Genomic DNA, 15,385 nt, shown 5'->3' on the forward strand with positions numbered 1-15,385 from the left:
GGGGCGGGCGGGAGGCGGGCGCCTCCCCGCCTTCCTCACCGCGGCCGGGCGCCCTCCAGCATGGCCCGCACCTTGGCCGCCAGCGCGCCCAGCGCGAAGGGCTTGCCGATGACATCCATGCCGGCCTCCATGCCGCCCTCCTCCAGCCAGGCGCTGTCGGCGTAGCCGGTCATGAACAGCACCGGCATCTCCGGGCGCACGAGGCGGGCCCGGGCGGAAAGCTGGCGCCCGTTCAGCCCGGGCAGGCCGACATCGGTCACCATCATGTCGATCCGCTCGTCGCTGTTCAGCAGGGCCAGGGCCGAGGGGCCGTCCGCCGCCTCGCGCGTCACATAGCCGAGCTCGCCCAGCGCGTCGGTCACCAGCAGGCGCACGGCGGGCTCGTCCTCCACCACCAGCACCACCTCGCCGCCGCCCTGGGGCGGCTCCGGCGCCGCCACGCCCTGCGCCTCCTCGGCCACGCCGCCCGCCGCCACGGGCAGGTAGAGCTCCACCCGGCAGCCATGGCCGGGGCGGCTGTGCAGCCGCACATAGCCGCCGGACTGGCGGATGAAGCCATAGATCATCGCCAGCCCCAGCCCGGTGCCCTGCCCGGCCGGCTTGGTGGTGAAGAAGGGCTCGAAGACGCGCGCCAGCACCTCGGGCGGCATGCCGATGCCGGTGTCGCTGACGGCGATGCGCACATAGGTGCCCGGCCGCGCCTCGGCGTGGCGCTGCGCCTCCTGCGCGGTGAGCTGGGCGGGGGCGGTCTCGATGGTCAGCGCGCCGCCCTGCGGCATGGCGTCCCGCGCGTTGATCACGAGGTTGAGGAGCGCGCTTTCCAGCTGGTTGGCGTCGGCGCGGGCGAGCGGCAGGTCGGGCGCGGGCAGCACGCGCAGCACCACCTGCTCGCCCAGCGTGCGGGTCAGCAGCTCCTGCAGGGAGCCGATCAGCGCGTTCACGTCGAGGGGGCGGCTGTCCGGCGCGTGCTGGCGGGAAAAGGCGAGCAGCCGGTTGGTGAGCGCCGCGGCGCGCCGGGCGGAGCCGGCGGCGCCATCGAGGTAGCGGCGCAGCCCGGCGGCGTCGCCCTGCTCCAGCCGCCGCCGCATGATGTCGATCGAGCCGATGATGCCGGTCAGCATGTTGTTGAAGTCGTGCGCGATACCGCCGGTGAGCTGGCCCACCGCCTGCATCTTCAGCGCCTGGCGCAGCGCCGCCTCGGCGCGCTGGCGCTCCAGCATCTCGGCGCGCAGGTCCTCGGTGCGGCGCTCCACCCGCCGCTCCAGCGCCGCCTCGGTGGCCTTGCGGGCGCTGATGTCCTGCACCACCGCCACCACCATCTCCGGCGCGCCGGAGGCGTCATGCGCCACGGAAAGGCTGCTGTTGGCCCAGACCACGCCGCCATCGGGCCGCACGTAGCGGCGCTCGATGATCAGCGATTCCGAGCGGCTCACCCGCTCCAGCGCGGCCACCAGCTCGCGCCGGTCGTCGGGGTGGGTCAGCTCCTGCTTGCGGAACTGCCGCAGCTCCGGCCAGGGCCGGCCGACAATGGCGCAGTAGCGCTCGTTGGCGGCGATGTAGCGCCCGTTCAGGTCGGCGAAGGCGATGCCGACGACGCCCTGGTTGAAGATGGTGGAAAGCCGCTCCTCCAGGCCCCGCACCGTTTCGCGCGCATGCTGGCTCTCGCGCACGAAGGCGGTGGCGTCCTCGCTCTGGACCAGGATGTGCAGCAGCGCCCCCGTCTCGTCGTGCAGCGGCACGCAGCTGATGTTCCACCAGCGCTCCTCGAACGCGCCGCCCGGGCGCCAAAGGGCGTAGCGCAGGTGCCGCAGGCGCTCCGGCTCGCCCGTCTCCAGCACGCGGAGCAGCGCGGCGCGGAGCGTGGTGATGCCGGGCGCCTGCGGGTCGCTGTCGGCGAAGATGGCGAAGAGCGGATGGCCGAGCACCGCCTCGCGCCGCTGCAGGGCGGTGCCAAGCAGGTCCTTGCTGATGGCGAGGACGCGGAAGGAGGGTTCCGCCGAGAGCAGCAGGTTGTTCCCTGGCAGCGTCTCGTAGACCCGGCGATAATCGAGCTGCGGTGCCGGCGCCACGCCCTGCCCCTCGTCCCGCGCGGTGTTCAGCGGCGCCATCCGAAGGCGTCCAGGGCGGAGATGAGCGGGGAGAAGGTGACCGGGGATCGGCAACCGCGCGCGGGCGGCCGCGTTCCGCCCGCGAACCGGCCGCGCGCAGCAACAAGGAGTTCCCGCATGGGTTTTCTGGCCCGCACCCTGATCACCGCCTTTGCCTTCTGGTGTGCCGATATGCTCATCGAGGGGATCAATTTCACCGGGCCGCTCAACCTGGTGCTGGCGGCCATCGTGTTCGGCATCGTCAACGCGCTGATCCGGCCGGTGTTGCTGCTGCTGTCGCTGCCCCTCAACATCATCACCCTCGGCCTGTTCACGCTGGTGGTCAATGCGGCCATGGTGGGGCTGACGGCGCTGGTCATGCCTGGCATGCGTGTGGAGGGATTCTGGGCGGCGTTCTTCGCCGCGATCATCGTTGCGGTTGTGTCCTGGTTCGTCAATCGCCTCCTGGGCGACCGGGAGGCGGTGGCCAACCGCTGAGCCTGCCAGACGCCCCGATCGGGCCGGCGGGCGGGACGTCGCCCGCCCGCCGCGGCTTCAGTACATGTGCTGCCCGCCATTGATGGAGAGGGTGGAGCCGGTGATGAAGTCGGCATCGTCGGCGGTCAGGAAGCAGACGCCGCGCGCGATGTCGTCCGCCGTGCCGAGGCGGCCGCGCGGGATGCGGGCGATGATCTTCTGCAGCACGTCCTCCGGCACGGCGCGGACCATCTCGGTGTCCACATAGCCGGGCGCGATGGCGTTCACGGTGATCGAGGAGCGCGCCCCCTCCTGCGCCAGCGCCTTGGTGAAGCCGTGGATGCCGGACTTGGCGGCGGCGTAGTTCACCTGGCCATACTGCCCGGCCTGTCCGTTGATCGAGCCGATGTTGACGATGCGGCCGAACTTGCGCTCCGTCATGCCGTCCCAGACCAGCTTGCAGAGGTTGAAGCAGGAGCCGAGGTTGGTGTCGATCACCTCGTCCCACATGCGGCGGTCCATGCGCTTCATGGTGGCGTCGCGGGTGATGCCGGCATTGTTGACCAGGATCTCGACCGGGCCGTGCTCGGCCTCGATCCTCGCCACCGCCGCCTTGCATGCCTCGAAGTCGGCGACGTCGAACTTGATGGTGGGGATGCCGGTCCGCTCGGTGAAGGCGGCGGCGGCGGCGTCGTTGCCGGCATAGGAGGCGACCACCTTGCGGCCGGCCTTCTGCAACTGCTCGCTGATCGCGGCACCGATGCCGCGCTGACCACCGGTGACGAGGGCCACTCGTGCCATAGGCGAAGTCCTCCTTGCTGCTGTCTTGGAGACGCCCCGCGAAGCCTGGCGCGGCGTCACGGGCACATGGCATCACAGCAGCGCGCCAGATGCCACGTCATTGTAAGGATCGGTCCGCAGGAAAACCGGCCCGGGCGGGGATCGCCGGGGCCGGCCCTGGGGAGCTCGGGGATTCGGGAGGGGAATGCGGAGGCGGCCGCCCGCTCAGCGCAGCGGCAGGGCGTACATCAGGCCGCCGCGCGTCCAGAGGTCGTTCAGGCCCCGCTCCAGCCCGATGGGCGAGCCCTTGCCGAGGTTGCGCTCGAACACCTCGCCATAGTTCCCCACCTGCCGGATGGCCTGGTAGGCCCAGTCCTCGGGCAGGCCGAGCGCCTTGCCGAAGCCCGGGGTCACGCCCAGCAGCCGCTGCACGTTCGGGTCCTGCGCGCCGCGCATCGCCTCGGCATTGGCGCGGCCGACGCCCAGCTCCTCCGCCTCGATCATCGCCAGCAGCGTCCAGGCGACGATGTCGCGCCACGCCTCGTCGCCATGCCGCACCATCGGGCCGAGCGGCTCCTTGCTGATGCGCTCGGGCAGGATCACATGCGCCGCCGGGTCGCGCAGGGCGGACACCCGCAGCGCGGCGAGCTGGGAGGCGTCCGAGGTCATGGCGTCGCAGCGGCCGGCCTGGTAGGCGGCGGTCATCTCGTCCATGGCGCTCAGCACCACGGGCTCGATGCGCAGCTTCTCGCGCCGCGCGAAGTCGCCGAGGTTCAGCTCGCTGGTGGAGCCGGGCAGCACGCAGACCGTGGCGCCGTCGAGCTGCCTCGCGCTGGCGATGCCGCTCGCCTTCGGCACCACGAAGCCCTGCCCGTCATAGAAGTTCACCCCCGCCATGTTGAAGCCGAGGGCGGTGTCGCGCATCAGCGTCTGCGTGACGTTGCGGGTCAGCACGTCGATCTCGCCCGATTGCAGGGCGACGAAGCGCGTCTGGTAGGTGGTCGGCACGAAGCGGACCTTGCCCGCGTCGCCCAGCGTGGCGGCGGCCACGGCGCGGCAGAAATCGGCGTCCAGCCCCTGGTAGTTGCCCTGGCTGTCCGGTGCCGAGAACCCCGCCACCCCGCTGTTGACGCCACAGACGAGCTGGCCGCGGGCCTTCACCCCCTCCAGCGTCGGGCCGGCGAGGGCCGGCAGGGCCACCAGGGCGGGCAGCAGGGACAGCAGGCGGATCAGGGGGCGCAGCATCGAATCGCTCCGGAGGCTATGTGGCGAGCCTATGGGGCACCGCCCTGCCAAGCCAAGGCCTGATGGACGCGCCGCCTGGAGTGTTGATACCGGCGCCGTTATGGATTAATCACGATTTTGTGAACATGCCTGCCAGCCGTTCCTCCTTTCCTGGGTCCACCGCCATGGCCTCCTCCCTCGCCCCTGACCGCTCCCCTGCCCAGCAGCAGATGCGCGTCGATCACGAGGCGCTGCTGCTGATGCTCTCCTATGTGGAGGCCGAATGCGCGCGGCTCGGCGCGCCGGAGGCGGCGCGCCACGCGGCCCTCGCCGCCGCCCTGCTGCCGCAGATCCAGCCCGGCGGCTGGGGCGGGCCCCGGCGCGGCCTGCCGCAATAGGGGGAAGCGGCGCCGCGCTTTCTGCTGGCCTCACGCGGCCGCGAAATGTTAAGCGGCGCCCCCACCGAAACCTCCGGGCACCCTTCCCCCATGGACACTCCCATCGCTGCGGTCCTCTGGACCCACCAGGCGCAACGCGATCTCGCCGCCGTGCTGCGGCTGCTGGGCCATGCCGAGCGCTGCTGCCTGGATGCCGGCTCCGACGAGGCGGCGAGCCTGGTGGCCGAGGCGATGTCGGTGCTGGCGCGCGACAGCGCCGCCCGCAAGATGGCGGCCTGATCCGCCACAGCCCCTCCCGACCTTCCGCCGCGCCGGCCTTTCGCCCCCCTGGTAGCCCGCCCTATTCGGCGGCCACCGGGGCGGCGGGGCCTTCCGGCCGGTCGCGGGGCAGGCTTTCGGGCAGGGAGGCGGGCCGCGGGCCGCCCGCCATCCAGTCCAGCAGCTCCACCGTGTGGATGGCGGGCATCGCTTCGCCACCGAGCTGCGTCAGGCAGCCGATGTTGCCGCTGGCGATCACCGCGCCGCCGGTGCGCCGCAGGTTCTCCAGCTTGCGCGCCCTGAGCTGCCCCGCGATCTCGGGCTGCATCAGGTTGTAGGTGCCGGCCGAGCCGCAGCAGAGATGCCCCTCCGCCGGCTCCTTCACCGTGAAGCCCGCCTGCCGCAGCAGCTGCTTCGGCACGCCGGTGATCTTCTGCCCGTGCTGCAGGCTGCAGGCGGCGTGATAGGCGACCGTGAGGTCCGGCGCCGGGCGGGTGGGCGCGTAGCCGAACCGCAGCAGCACCTCCGAGACGTCCTTCGCCCGCGCCGCCACCGCCGCGGCGCGCGCCGCCCAGGGCTCCGGCTCCTCGCGGAACATGAAGCCGTAATCCTTGACCGTGGTGCCGCAGCCCGAGGCATTGACCACGATCGCGTCCAGCCCCTCGCCGTCAATCTCGCGCGTCCAGGCGGCGATGTTGGCGCGCGCCAGCGCCATGGCGGGCTCGTGCTGGCCCATGTGGTGGTTCAGCGCGCCGCAGCAGCCCTGCTCCGCCGTCACCACCACCTCGATCCCCATGCGCGTCAGCAGCCGGATGGTGGCCTCGTTGATGGAAGGCGCCAGCACCGTCTGGGCGCAGCCGGTGAGCAGCGCGACGCGGCCGCGCCGCTGCCCCTCGGCGCGGTGGATGCGCGGGCGCTGCGCCGCGCCGGCGGGCGGCAGGCGGGCAGGCGCCAGCGACAGCATGGCCCGCAGCCGCCGCGCGGTGGTGCCCTGGCCGGGGATCAGCCCGCCCAGCGGCCGCGCCAGCCGCGCCGCCGCCAGCGCCGCGCGGAAGCGGCGCGGATAGGGCAGCGTGGCGCCCAGCACCCGGCGCAGCATCCGCTCCGGCCAGGGGCGGGTGTAGGTTTCCTCGATGTAGCGCCGGGCATGGTCGACCAGGTGCATGTAGTGCACCCCGGACGGACAGGTCGTCATGCAGGACAGGCAGGACAGGCAGCGGTCCACATGCCGCACCACCGCCTCGGTCGCGGGCTTGCCGCCCTCCAGCATGTCCTTGATCAGATAGATGCGGCCGCGCGGCGAATCCAGCTCGTCCCCCAGCAGCACGAAGGTGGGGCAGGTTGCGGTGCAGAAGCCGCAATGCACGCAGCTCCGCAGGATGGCGTTGGATTCGCGCGTGTCGGGGTCGGTGAGCTGCGCGGGCGAAAAGCTGGTTTGCATCGGTCGGTCCGTTCCTCACCCGCCAAGGTGGAAAGCCCGGGGCGGGGATGCAAGCCGGATCAAAAATGCATCGATCCTGGCAATTATTCATAAATATGATAAATTTACAGTCGATCGGGAAAAGCCCGGACGGGTTCCATCGCCCTGAGGACAACGTGACCACCCAGACCACCCCGCGCTCCACTCCCGCCCCCGCGCCCGCCGCGCCCAGCCCCGTTCTGGGCGGCAGTTCCGAGGCTTCCCGGCAGGCCCGCCTGCGGGAAGTCTATCGCCCGGGAACGCGCCTGCCGCAGGAGCCGGCGCGCCGCGGCCCCTCCTGGTTCGACCGCCCCTGACCCGCGCCGCCGCACGGAAAGGGCGGGCAAGCCCCTGCGGGCCGCTCAGGCGCGCAGGCGGCCAGGGTTGAGGATGCCGAGCGGGTCCATCGCCGCCTTCACCCGCACCCCGATGGCCGCCAGAGCGGCGGGCTCCTCCGGCACCACGGGCACGGCGGCACGCAGCGAATCGGGGGCGCGGAACAGGGTGAAGGTGCCGCGCGCCGCCCGGGCCGCCGCCATCACCGCGCGGTGCGCCGCCTCCAGGGCGGGCCCCGCCGCCCACACCAGCCCGCCGCCCCAGTCCAGCAGCAGCCGGGCGCCGAAGGCCTCCTCCAGCGCGCGCGCCACGGCGGGGGCCGCGGTCGGCCGCACCGAAAGGCGCCACACCGCCTGATCCGCCGCGGCCTCCAGCGGGGCCGCGTCGCGCACCGCGCGCCACAGCACCAGCGAGGCCTCGCCCTCCACCATTGAGACGGCGCCATGCGCCGCCAGGATGCCGCGCAGCGCCCCCGCCCGGTGCGGCAGGAACGGGGAAAAATCCTCCAGCCGCAGCAGGGCGGCGGGACCGTCCAGGCCCAGCTCCGGCGCGCCGCCCGGCAGCAGCGCCGCGCCGCTGACGCCGAAGGGGCTGCCCAGCCCCGCCGAGAGCGCCCGCACCCCGGCCGCGAGGTCGGCCACCCGCACCGCCAGGCTCAGGCTGTCCTCCGGGCGTGGCGCCAGCTTCAGGGTGATCTCGGTGAGCACGCCGAGCGTGCCGTGGCTGCCCGCCAGCAGCTTGCACAGGTCGAGCCCCGTGACGTTCTTGTGCACCCGGCCGCCGGAGCGGATCACGGCGCCATCACCCGTCACGGCGCGCACGCCCAGCACCTGGTCGCGCAGCGCGCCGCCCGGGCCGATGCGGCGGGGGCCCGAGAGGTTGGCCGCCACCATGCCGCCCAGCGTCGGCGGCAGGGCGGCGCCGAAGAGGGCGGAGAAATCCGGCGGCTCGGCCGGCAGCATCTGGCGGTGCTCGGCCAGCGCCGCCGCGATCTCCGGCATCGGCGTGCCGGCGCGGGCGGACAGCACCATCTCCGCCGGCCGGTAGAGGGTGATGCCGGACAGGCCGCGGGTGGACAGGGTGCGCGCCGCCTGGACCGGGCGCAGGCTGGCGCGGCGCGTGCCATGGCCCTCGATGGCCAGCGGCTCGCGCGCGGCGGCGGCCGCGCGCACCGCCTCGGCGAGGCTGTTCTCGTCAGGCGGCACCAGCAGGTCGGTCATCGGCTTCCGGCTTCTCAGGCGGCGGCGCGGGCGGCGGCGGGCAGCCCGTCCAGCGGAAACACCTTGGCGGGGTTCAGCAGCCAGGCGGGGTCGAAGGCGCTCTTGATGGCGCGCTGCCGGTCCAGCTCCTCGCGCGTGAACTGCACGCCCATCAGGTCGCGCTTCTCGACGCCCACGCCATGCTCGCCGGTCAGGCAGCCGCCCACCTCGACGCAGAGCTTCAGGATGTCGGCGCCGAAGGCCTCGGCCTTGCGGAAGCTTTCCGGGTCGTTGGCGTCGAACATGATCAGCGGGTGCAGGTTGCCGTCGCCGGCATGGAAGATGTTGGCCACCTGCAGCCCGTAGCTGTCGCTCATCTCGCCGATGCGGCGCAGGACGTGCGGCAGCTCGCCCGTGGGGATGGTGCCGTCCATGCAGAGATAGTCCGGGCTGATGCGTCCCACCGCGCCGAAGGCGCCTTTGCGGCCCTTCCAGATGGCCAGGCTCTCCTCCGCCGTCTCGGCCACGCGCAGGCTGATCGGGTCGAAGCGGGCGCAGATCTCGCGCAGCTTGCCGAGCAGGGCGTCCTGCTCCTCCGCATTGCCCTCCACCTCGATGATCAGCATCGCCTCCGCGTCCAGCGGGTAGCCGGCATGGGCGAAGGCCTCGCAGGCATGGATGGCGGGGCGGTCCATGAACTCCAGCGCCACGGGGATGATGCCGCTGCCGATGATGGCGTCCACCGCCTGCCCCGCCACCTCGTTGGAGCGGAAGGCGGCCAGCATGGCGCGCGCGCCCTCGGCCGCGCGCAGGATGCGCACCGTCACCTCGGTGACGAGGCCGAGCTGCCCCTCGGAGCCGGTGATCAGCCCGAGCCAGTCATAGCCCGCGGCATCCAGGTGCCCGCCGCCGATCTCGATCACCTCGCCCTCGATCGTGACAAAGGTGACGCCGAGCAGGTTGTTGGCGGTGACGCCGTATTTCAGGCAGTGCGCGCCGCCCGAGTTCATCATGACGTTGCCGCCGATCATGCAGGCGAGCTGGCTGGAAGGGTCGGGGGCGTAGAAGAACCCCTCCTCCGCCACGGCCTGGGTGATGCCGATATTGGTGACGCCCGCTTCCACCACCGCGAGGCGGTTGTCGGTGTCGATCTCCAGGATGCGGTTCATCCGCATCAGCCCGATCACCACGGCATCGGCCAGCGGCAGGGCGCCGCCCGAGAGGCTGGTGCCGGCGCCGCGCGGCACCACGCGGATGCCGTTCTCGTGGCAATAGCGCAGCACCGCCGCCACCTGCGCCGTGCCGGTGGGCAGCACCACGGCCAAAGGCGGCTGGCGGTAGGCGGAAAGCCCGTCCGTCTCATAGGCCTTGAGGCGGATCTCGTCGCCGATGACGCCATGGCCGAGGGGCGTGTCCGGCACCAGCTTCCGCAGCGCCTCGACAATCTCCGCCCGCCGCGCCAGCACGGCCGGATTCGGGGAGGGCAGCTCGATCATCGGTCCATTCCTCGCGCCAGTCCTGTTCTCGCGGAGGATGGGGCGGCGGCCGGCGCCGGGCAAGCGCGGCGCGCACGCAAAAACGACGCCGCGGTGCGCACCGCGGCGTCGTTTTCAGGCGGAAGAAGCCTGCTGGCACCGCCCCGGAGGGCGGCCGCCGGTGTCAGCCCTGGCGGGCCTTCAGCCGGGGGTTCTTCTTGTTCAGCACGTACAGGCGGCCACGGCGGCGCACCAGCACGCAGTTCTTGTCGCGCGTCTTCGCGCTCTTCAGGCTGTTACGGATCTTCATGGGGCACCCTCTTAGAGCGGGCGCGTTTAGGGGCGGGGCGCGCGATTGTCAATCGCGGCGTGTCGCGCGGGGCGGCATCTCGCCATGCGGCATGGGACCGCGCCGGCCGCCGCGCAGCGCGCGCAGCAGGTCGAGCTTCCAGCCGCGCAGCCCCACCGCGCCCATGGCCCGGTATTGCTGCCGCCGCACCGCACCCTGCACCAATGCCCTGGCGATCCGCCCGATCGTGCCTGCCACAAGCTTTCTCCCTGTCGTGAAACGGACAAGGGCAGAACGGCCGGGCGCCAGGGCGGTTGCCAGGGCGCTTGCCTGGCGGCTGCCTTCAGCCGGCCTCCTCCAGCACCCGCTCCAGGCTGGCCGGCGTGGCGATGGCGGCCGAGACGGCCGGCACCATGCCGCGGAACTCCGACGCGCGCGGCGAGCGCGCCCGCCAGGCCAGGCCCAGCCCCCGCCCCTGCGGCATCTCCAGCGGGCGCAGCGCCACCCGGGCGCCGGCCAGCACGCCGCCCTCCACCGCCAGCCGCGGCAGCAGCGTGATCCCGAGCCCGCCCGCCACCATCTGCACCAGCGTGTGCAGGCTGGTGGCGGCGAAGGTGTCGCCCCCGCCGGCGCCGGGCAGGCCGCAGGCGGCCAGCGCATGGTCGCGCAGGCAGTGGCCATCCTCCAGCAGCAGCAGCCGCTCCGCCCCCAGCGCGGCCAGCGGCACGGCGGGCAGCGCCGCCAGCCTGTGCCCCTCGGGCAGCGCGACGACGAAGGGGTCCTCCGCCACCCGCACCACCTCCGCCTCGGGCAGCACGGCGGGCAGGGCCAGCAGCAGCAGGTCCAGCCGGCCGGAGGCCAGGTCCTCGGCCAGCCGCTCCGTCAGGTCCTCGCGCAGCCAGAGCTGCAGCCGGGGAAAGGCCTCGCGCAGCGCCGGCATCAGCCGCGGCAGCAGGAAGGGCCCGATGGTCGGGATCACCCCCAGGCGCAGCGGCCCGGCCAGCGGGTCGCGCGCCGCCGCCGCCGTTTCCGACACCGCCGACAGGGCGGCGAGCGCGGCGCGGGCGCGGCGCACGAGCTCCAACCCGAGCGGCGTGAAGACCGGCCGCTTGCCGGGTCCGCGCTCCAGGATGGAGGCATCGAGCTGGCGCTCCAGGGCGATGATGCCGGCCGACAGGGTGGACTGCGTCACCGCGCAGGCCGCAGCCGCCCGCCCGAAATGGCCGAGATCGGCCAGGGCGACGAGGTAGCGGAGCTGCTGCGGGCTGGGGAGAGGGGTCATCGATCCAGACGATAATTCCGTCGAAAACTATTCATTGGCCTGTGTGCGCTGCAGCATACATAAAAGGCCGCGTCTGGGGCAGGAGCAATCCGGCCCCCCGCATGAAACGCCGAAATTGGGGATAATCACGCATGCTGACCGTTGGCGACAAGTTTCCCGCCTTCAACCTGACCGCCGTGAAGGGCGGCCCGGAAGGTCTGGAAGGCCCCGGCAAGTCCTTCGTCGACATCTCCAACGAGTCCGATGCCGGCAAGTGGAAGATCGTCTTCTTCTGGCCGAAGGACTTCACCTTCATCTGTCCGACCGAGATCGCGGCCTTCGGCAAGCTGAACCAGGAGTTCGAGGACCGTGACGCCGTGGTCTATGGCGCCTCGACCGACAGCGAGTTCGTGCACCTGAACTGGCGCGTCCACAACAACGACATCCGCGACCTGCCCTTCCCGATGCTGGCCGACGTGAAGCGCGAGCTGTCCGCCGCCCTCGGCATCCTGGACAAGCAGGCCGGCGTCGCGCTGCGCGCCACCTTCATCGTCGACCCCGAGGGCACCATCCAGTGGGCCTCGGTGAACGGCCTGAACGTCGGCCGCAACCCGCAGGAGGTGATCCGCGTGCTGGACGCCCTCCAGACCGACGAGCTCTGCCCCTGCAACTGGAACAAGGGCGGCGACACGCTGAAGCCCGCCGAGCTGTTCCAGGCCGCCTGAACCGGCCCTTCCCGGCCTGAACAGCGGGCCGGCGCCTTGGCGCCGGCTCCTCTCCCCCCGGGCCTCCCCCCTGGAAGCCCGCACCAGGGGGGCGGTGCGCCGAACCGGCGCTGTACGCCAGCCCCGCCCACCGCCTCCCCGCCCGGCCGCCCCTTCCAGATCCCCCCGGAAGCGCCCCCCGAACCGTCCCACGAACCGGAGGACAACCATGTCGCTCGAAGCCCTGCGCGCGCGCCTGCCCGACTATGCCCGCGACCTGAAGCTGAACCTCGGCAGCCTGGCCACCGAGCCGGCGCTGGACCAGCAGAAGCTGGCCGGCACCTTCGTGGCCAGCGCCATCGCCAGCCGCAACGCCGAGGTGATCCGCGCCATCGTCGCCGAGTTCGGCCCGAAGCTGTCGCCGGAGGCGCTGACCGCCGCCAAGGCCGCCGCCGCCATCATGGGCATGAACAACGTCTACTACCGCTTCACCCACCTGGTGGGCGGCGACTATCCGGGCCTGCCCGCCAAGCTGCGGATGAACGTCATCGGCAAGCCCGGCGTCGAGAAGGTGGATTTCGAGCTCTGGTCGCTGGCCGTTTCCGCCATCAATGGCTGCGGCATGTGCATGGAGGCGCATGAGAAGGTGGTGAAGCATGGCGGGGTGAGCACCGAGCAGGTGCAGGCCGCCGTGCGCATCGCTTCCGTGGTGCACGCGGTCGCCGGCGTGATCGACGCCGAGGACGCGCTCGCCGCCTGAGGCCCCGCCCGGCCGCCCGGCCTGTCGGCAAAGCCCCGCACCGGCCCCTGCTGGTGCGGGGCTTTCGTTGTGCAACCTCCGCACCGCCCGGATGTTATGCAGATGGCGCATGAGGGGTCGTTGAAAATGCAGGCAGATATCGTGTTGCAGCGCGAAAAACTGCTTGCATACGAACGACCTTGGACTTAAGTTCCCTCTCGCAGCAACGCCCTGCGTTGTTGTCTTTCTTGGACGTTTCCTCCCTAAACTCGGCGGTGCTTCGGCACCGCCTTTTTTTTGCGTTCGCGCACATTCCGGCGCATGCCGCACCATGCCGGCATGCGCCTGGCGGTCAGCCGCGCAGGAAGGCCCAGTCCATCTTCGTCAGCGCCGCGATCATGGCGGTGAGGTCGCGCTGGAGCTGACCCATGGAAGGCAGGCGCTCGATCGCCGCCTCGTCCATGTAGAGGCTGCGCGCCATCTCGATCTGCAGCACATGCACCGCCTCGCGCGGGCGGCCGTAGTGGCGCGTCACATAGCCGCCGGCATAGGGGTCATTGCGCCGCACCCGGTAGCCCATCGACCAGAGCAGCTCCTCCATCCGGCGCACCGCGCGGGGCGCGCAGGCGGTGCCATGCGCGTCGCCCAGCACCATGTCGGGCGCGTTGTGCGGCTGCGCGGGGTGGGTCGGCATGGAATGGCAATCGACCACCAGGCAGCAGCCGAACAGCGCCTTCGACTCGGCGATCAGCCCGCTCAGCGCCGCGTGGTAGGGCTGCCAGCAGCGCTGCACCCGCTCCTCCGCCTCGCGGAAGGGCAGGCGCCGGCGATAGACCGGCTCGCCGCTGGCGACGATGCGGGCGATGGTGCCGAGCCCCGCCCCCACCCGCGGGCTGGCGCTGTTCACCCAGGAGGGCAGTGGCCCGTCGAACATCGCCGGGTCCAGCTCCCACGGCTCGCGGTTGGCGTCGCAATAGACGCGCGGAAAGGTGGCGGCCAGCAGCGGAACGCCATGCAGGGGCGCCGCGGCGAACAGCTCGTCGACGAAGCCGTCTTCCGAGCGCCGCACCGAGCGCGCGTCGAGCCGCGATTCGGCCAGGAACGCCGCCGGGTAGTCGCGCCCCGAATGCGGCGAGGCGAACACCAGCGGCGCCCGCCACGCCGCCGGGCGCGAGAGCAGGAAGGGGCCGGGCTGCTGCCCGGCGGAGAGCGCGAGTGGAAGATCCATGATCCGGCCGTATCAAGCCATAGCGCCCTTCTCCTGTCACGGCTTGCGCGGACGGGCGGGCTTTTGCGGCTGCTCCGCGCAATCGCCTCTTGCCAGCCCGTCCCGGCCGCGATAGTTAGCCCGCCCGACCGGATGGGCGCGTAGCTCAGCGGGAGAGCGTCCCCCTGACACGGGGAAGGTCACAGGTTCAATCCCTGTCGCGCCCACCATCCATCGGTTCCCCGCCAAGACACGCCCGCCCCAGGCCCGACCGCCCGCTTCCGCCCGGATGCGGGCTTTTTCATGTTCCATGGCCGGGCCAGGACCTCGCGCGCCGTGCAGCGGCCAGCACGGCGCGTGTTGCGCGCGAGCGGGAAAATTTGAAACAAACATACGCAGCGAGCGGCAAAATCTTGCCGGAACCGTTGACCCTCGCCGCCCGCCGCCGCAAAGACGGCGCACAAGCCTTCCAGCGGGGGAAACACGCTCCATGCAACGCCGCCATCTGCTCCTGGCCGCCACCGCCGGCCTCGCCGCGCCTGCCCTGCCGCGCCTGGCGCGGGCGCAGGCTGCGGTCACCATGCGCCTGTCGCACCAGTTCCCGCCCAGCCACCAGCATGCCGGCATCCTGGTGGCCTTCGCCGAGCGGGTGAAGGCGAGGAGCCAGGGTGCCATCGACGTGCAGGTCTTCCCGGCGGAGCAGCTGGCCAAGGCGGGCGAGAACTTCCCCGGCGTGGCGCGCGGCGCCTTCGAAGCGGCGGCGGCGGTGAACTTCCAGTGGGGCAACACCCTGCCGGAGATGAACGTCATCACCCTGCCCTACCTGTTCACCGAGCTGGAGCGGATCCGGAAGTTCCCCGGCTCCCCGGCCGCGCAATACCTGGAGGGGCTGCTGCAGAAGCGCGCCGTGCGCAACCTGATGTGGCTCTACACCACGCGGCAGGCCATCTTCACCAGCGGCCGCAAGCCGCTGGTCACGACCGACGACTTCAAGGGCGTCAAGATCCGCGGCCTGAACGCGCTGACCGACCACGCGCTGACCGCCGTCGGCGCCGCCCCCTCCTCCATGCCGGGGCCGGAGGTGCCGCAGGCGCTGCAATCGGGCGTGCTCGATGCCGGGCTGACGGACGTGTCCGCCGCCGTCTCGCGCCGCTTCTACGAGTTCCAGAAGTTCGGCACCGTGACACCGTGGTTCTGCGTGTTCACCCATGTCTATGTGAACCCGCGCTGGTTCGACCGGCTGAGCCCCGAGCACCGCGCCATCATCACCGAATCCGCCGCCCAGGCGGAGCGCGACCAGATCCCGCTCACCGAGGAGGTCGCGGCCAAGGCGCTGGCCGAGCTGAAGGCGCGCGGCATGACCGTGCACGAGCAGACGGAGGCCGAGCGCGCCGCCTGGAGCGCCGCCATGCAGAAGCCGGTGGTCGACGCCTTCCTGAAGCTGGCGCCGGAAGGCGGGGCGCGCGCCATCGAGCTGCTGCGCGCCCTGTGA

Annotated in this window: 17 protein-coding genes and 1 tRNA gene; 8 read left to right on the plus strand and 10 right to left on the minus strand. The window is 72.0% G+C overall.

The features are described from left to right. Positions 1-35: 35 nt before the first annotated feature. On the minus strand, positions 36-2,108 hold the full coding sequence (locus tag CR162_RS05745) for an ATP-binding protein (RefSeq protein WP_099094584.1): 2,073 nt from the start codon (positions 2,106-2,108) through the stop codon (positions 36-38). A gap of 117 nt (positions 2,109-2,225) precedes the next feature. Here CR162_RS05745 and CR162_RS05750 point away from each other — a divergent pair, with 117 nt between their 5' ends. Next, positions 2,226-2,585 (plus strand): phage holin family protein, encoded by a 360-nt coding sequence (locus tag CR162_RS05750; protein ID WP_099094585.1) that lies wholly within the window; start codon positions 2,226-2,228, stop codon positions 2,583-2,585. A gap of 57 nt (positions 2,586-2,642) precedes the next feature. Here the strand turns inward: CR162_RS05750 and phbB are convergent, their stop codons facing one another. Both phbB and CR162_RS05760 read right to left on the minus strand, forming a co-directional pair. After that, positions 2,643-3,365: an acetoacetyl-CoA reductase gene (phbB, locus tag CR162_RS05755; RefSeq protein ID WP_099094586.1), complete on the minus strand. Its 723-nt coding sequence runs from the start codon at positions 3,363-3,365 to the stop codon at positions 2,643-2,645. 204 nt (positions 3,366-3,569) lie between these two features. Next, on the minus strand, positions 3,570-4,589 hold the full coding sequence (locus CR162_RS05760) for an amino acid ABC transporter substrate-binding protein (protein WP_099094587.1): 1,020 nt from the start codon (positions 4,587-4,589) through the stop codon (positions 3,570-3,572). A gap of 125 nt (positions 4,590-4,714) precedes the next feature. Here CR162_RS05760 and CR162_RS21930 point away from each other — a divergent pair, with 125 nt between their 5' ends. Both CR162_RS21930 and CR162_RS05765 read left to right on the plus strand, forming a co-directional pair. After that, positions 4,715-4,966 carry a hypothetical protein gene (locus CR162_RS21930; protein WP_141563080.1) on the plus strand — a complete coding sequence of 84 codons (252 nt, stop codon included), beginning with the start codon at positions 4,715-4,717 and terminating at the stop codon, positions 4,964-4,966. A gap of 90 nt (positions 4,967-5,056) precedes the next feature. Further along, the gene (locus CR162_RS05765; RefSeq protein WP_099094588.1) at positions 5,057-5,245 is read left to right on the plus strand and encodes a soj family protein; all 189 of its coding nucleotides are present in this window, start codon (positions 5,057-5,059) and stop codon (positions 5,243-5,245) included. Positions 5,246-5,306: 61 nt separating this feature from the next. Here the strand turns inward: CR162_RS05765 and glcF are convergent, their stop codons facing one another. Further along, the gene (gene glcF / locus CR162_RS05770; RefSeq protein WP_099094589.1) at positions 5,307-6,665 is read right to left on the minus strand and encodes a glycolate oxidase subunit GlcF; all 1,359 of its coding nucleotides are present in this window, start codon (positions 6,663-6,665) and stop codon (positions 5,307-5,309) included. 155 nt (positions 6,666-6,820) lie between these two features. Between glcF and CR162_RS21935 the strand changes: the two genes are divergently transcribed. After that, positions 6,821-7,000 (plus strand): hypothetical protein, encoded by a 180-nt coding sequence (locus tag CR162_RS21935; protein WP_141563081.1) that lies wholly within the window; start codon positions 6,821-6,823, stop codon positions 6,998-7,000. Positions 7,001-7,045: 45 nt separating this feature from the next. Here the strand turns inward: CR162_RS21935 and CR162_RS23070 are convergent, their stop codons facing one another. The 5 genes from CR162_RS23070 to CR162_RS05790 form a co-directional block, all read right to left on the minus strand. Beyond that, positions 7,046-8,239 (minus strand): FAD-binding protein, encoded by a 1,194-nt coding sequence (locus CR162_RS23070; protein WP_176559745.1) that lies wholly within the window; start codon positions 8,237-8,239, stop codon positions 7,046-7,048. A gap of 14 nt (positions 8,240-8,253) precedes the next feature. Beyond that, on the minus strand, positions 8,254-9,714 hold the full coding sequence (locus tag CR162_RS05780; protein ID WP_099094590.1) for an FAD-linked oxidase C-terminal domain-containing protein: 1,461 nt from the start codon (positions 9,712-9,714) through the stop codon (positions 8,254-8,256). Between the two features lie 163 nt (positions 9,715-9,877). Further along, on the minus strand, positions 9,878-10,003 hold the full coding sequence (gene ykgO, locus CR162_RS05785) for a type B 50S ribosomal protein L36 (RefSeq protein ID WP_099094591.1): 126 nt from the start codon (positions 10,001-10,003) through the stop codon (positions 9,878-9,880). Between the two features lie 48 nt (positions 10,004-10,051). Beyond that, a complete protein-coding gene (locus CR162_RS21940) occupies positions 10,052-10,240 on the minus strand; it encodes a hypothetical protein (RefSeq protein WP_141563082.1) in 189 nt (62 codons plus the stop codon). An 85-nt stretch (positions 10,241-10,325) separates the two neighbouring features. After that, positions 10,326-11,264, minus strand: a complete 939-nt coding sequence (locus CR162_RS05790) for a hydrogen peroxide-inducible genes activator (protein ID WP_099094592.1) — start codon at positions 11,262-11,264, stop codon at positions 10,326-10,328. Positions 11,265-11,395: 131 nt separating this feature from the next. On the opposite strand from CR162_RS05790, the gene CR162_RS05795 reads away from it, so the two are divergent. Together CR162_RS05795 and CR162_RS05800 are read left to right on the plus strand one after the other, a co-directional pair. Next, positions 11,396-11,968 carry a peroxiredoxin gene (locus tag CR162_RS05795; protein ID WP_099094593.1) on the plus strand — a complete coding sequence of 191 codons (573 nt, stop codon included), beginning with the start codon at positions 11,396-11,398 and terminating at the stop codon, positions 11,966-11,968. Between the two features lie 208 nt (positions 11,969-12,176). Further along, entirely contained in the window at positions 12,177-12,707 is a 531-nt protein-coding gene (locus CR162_RS05800) for a carboxymuconolactone decarboxylase family protein (RefSeq protein ID WP_099094594.1), read from the plus strand. 331 nt (positions 12,708-13,038) lie between these two features. Here the strand turns inward: CR162_RS05800 and CR162_RS05805 are convergent, their stop codons facing one another. Beyond that, positions 13,039-13,914: an N-formylglutamate amidohydrolase gene (locus CR162_RS05805; protein WP_099094595.1), complete on the minus strand. Its 876-nt coding sequence runs from the start codon at positions 13,912-13,914 to the stop codon at positions 13,039-13,041. 134 nt (positions 13,915-14,048) lie between these two features. On the opposite strand from CR162_RS05805, the gene CR162_RS05810 reads away from it, so the two are divergent. Then, positions 14,049-14,123: transfer RNA gene (locus CR162_RS05810), tRNA-Val, on the plus strand. Positions 14,124-14,383: 260 nt separating this feature from the next. Further along, entirely contained in the window at positions 14,384-15,385 is a 1,002-nt protein-coding gene (locus tag CR162_RS05815; RefSeq protein WP_099094596.1) for a TRAP transporter substrate-binding protein, read from the plus strand.

Origin of the sequence: Teichococcus rhizosphaerae, from assembly GCF_002631185.1 — a bacterium.
Lineage (GTDB): Bacteria > Pseudomonadota > Alphaproteobacteria > Acetobacterales > Acetobacteraceae > Pseudoroseomonas > Pseudoroseomonas rhizosphaerae.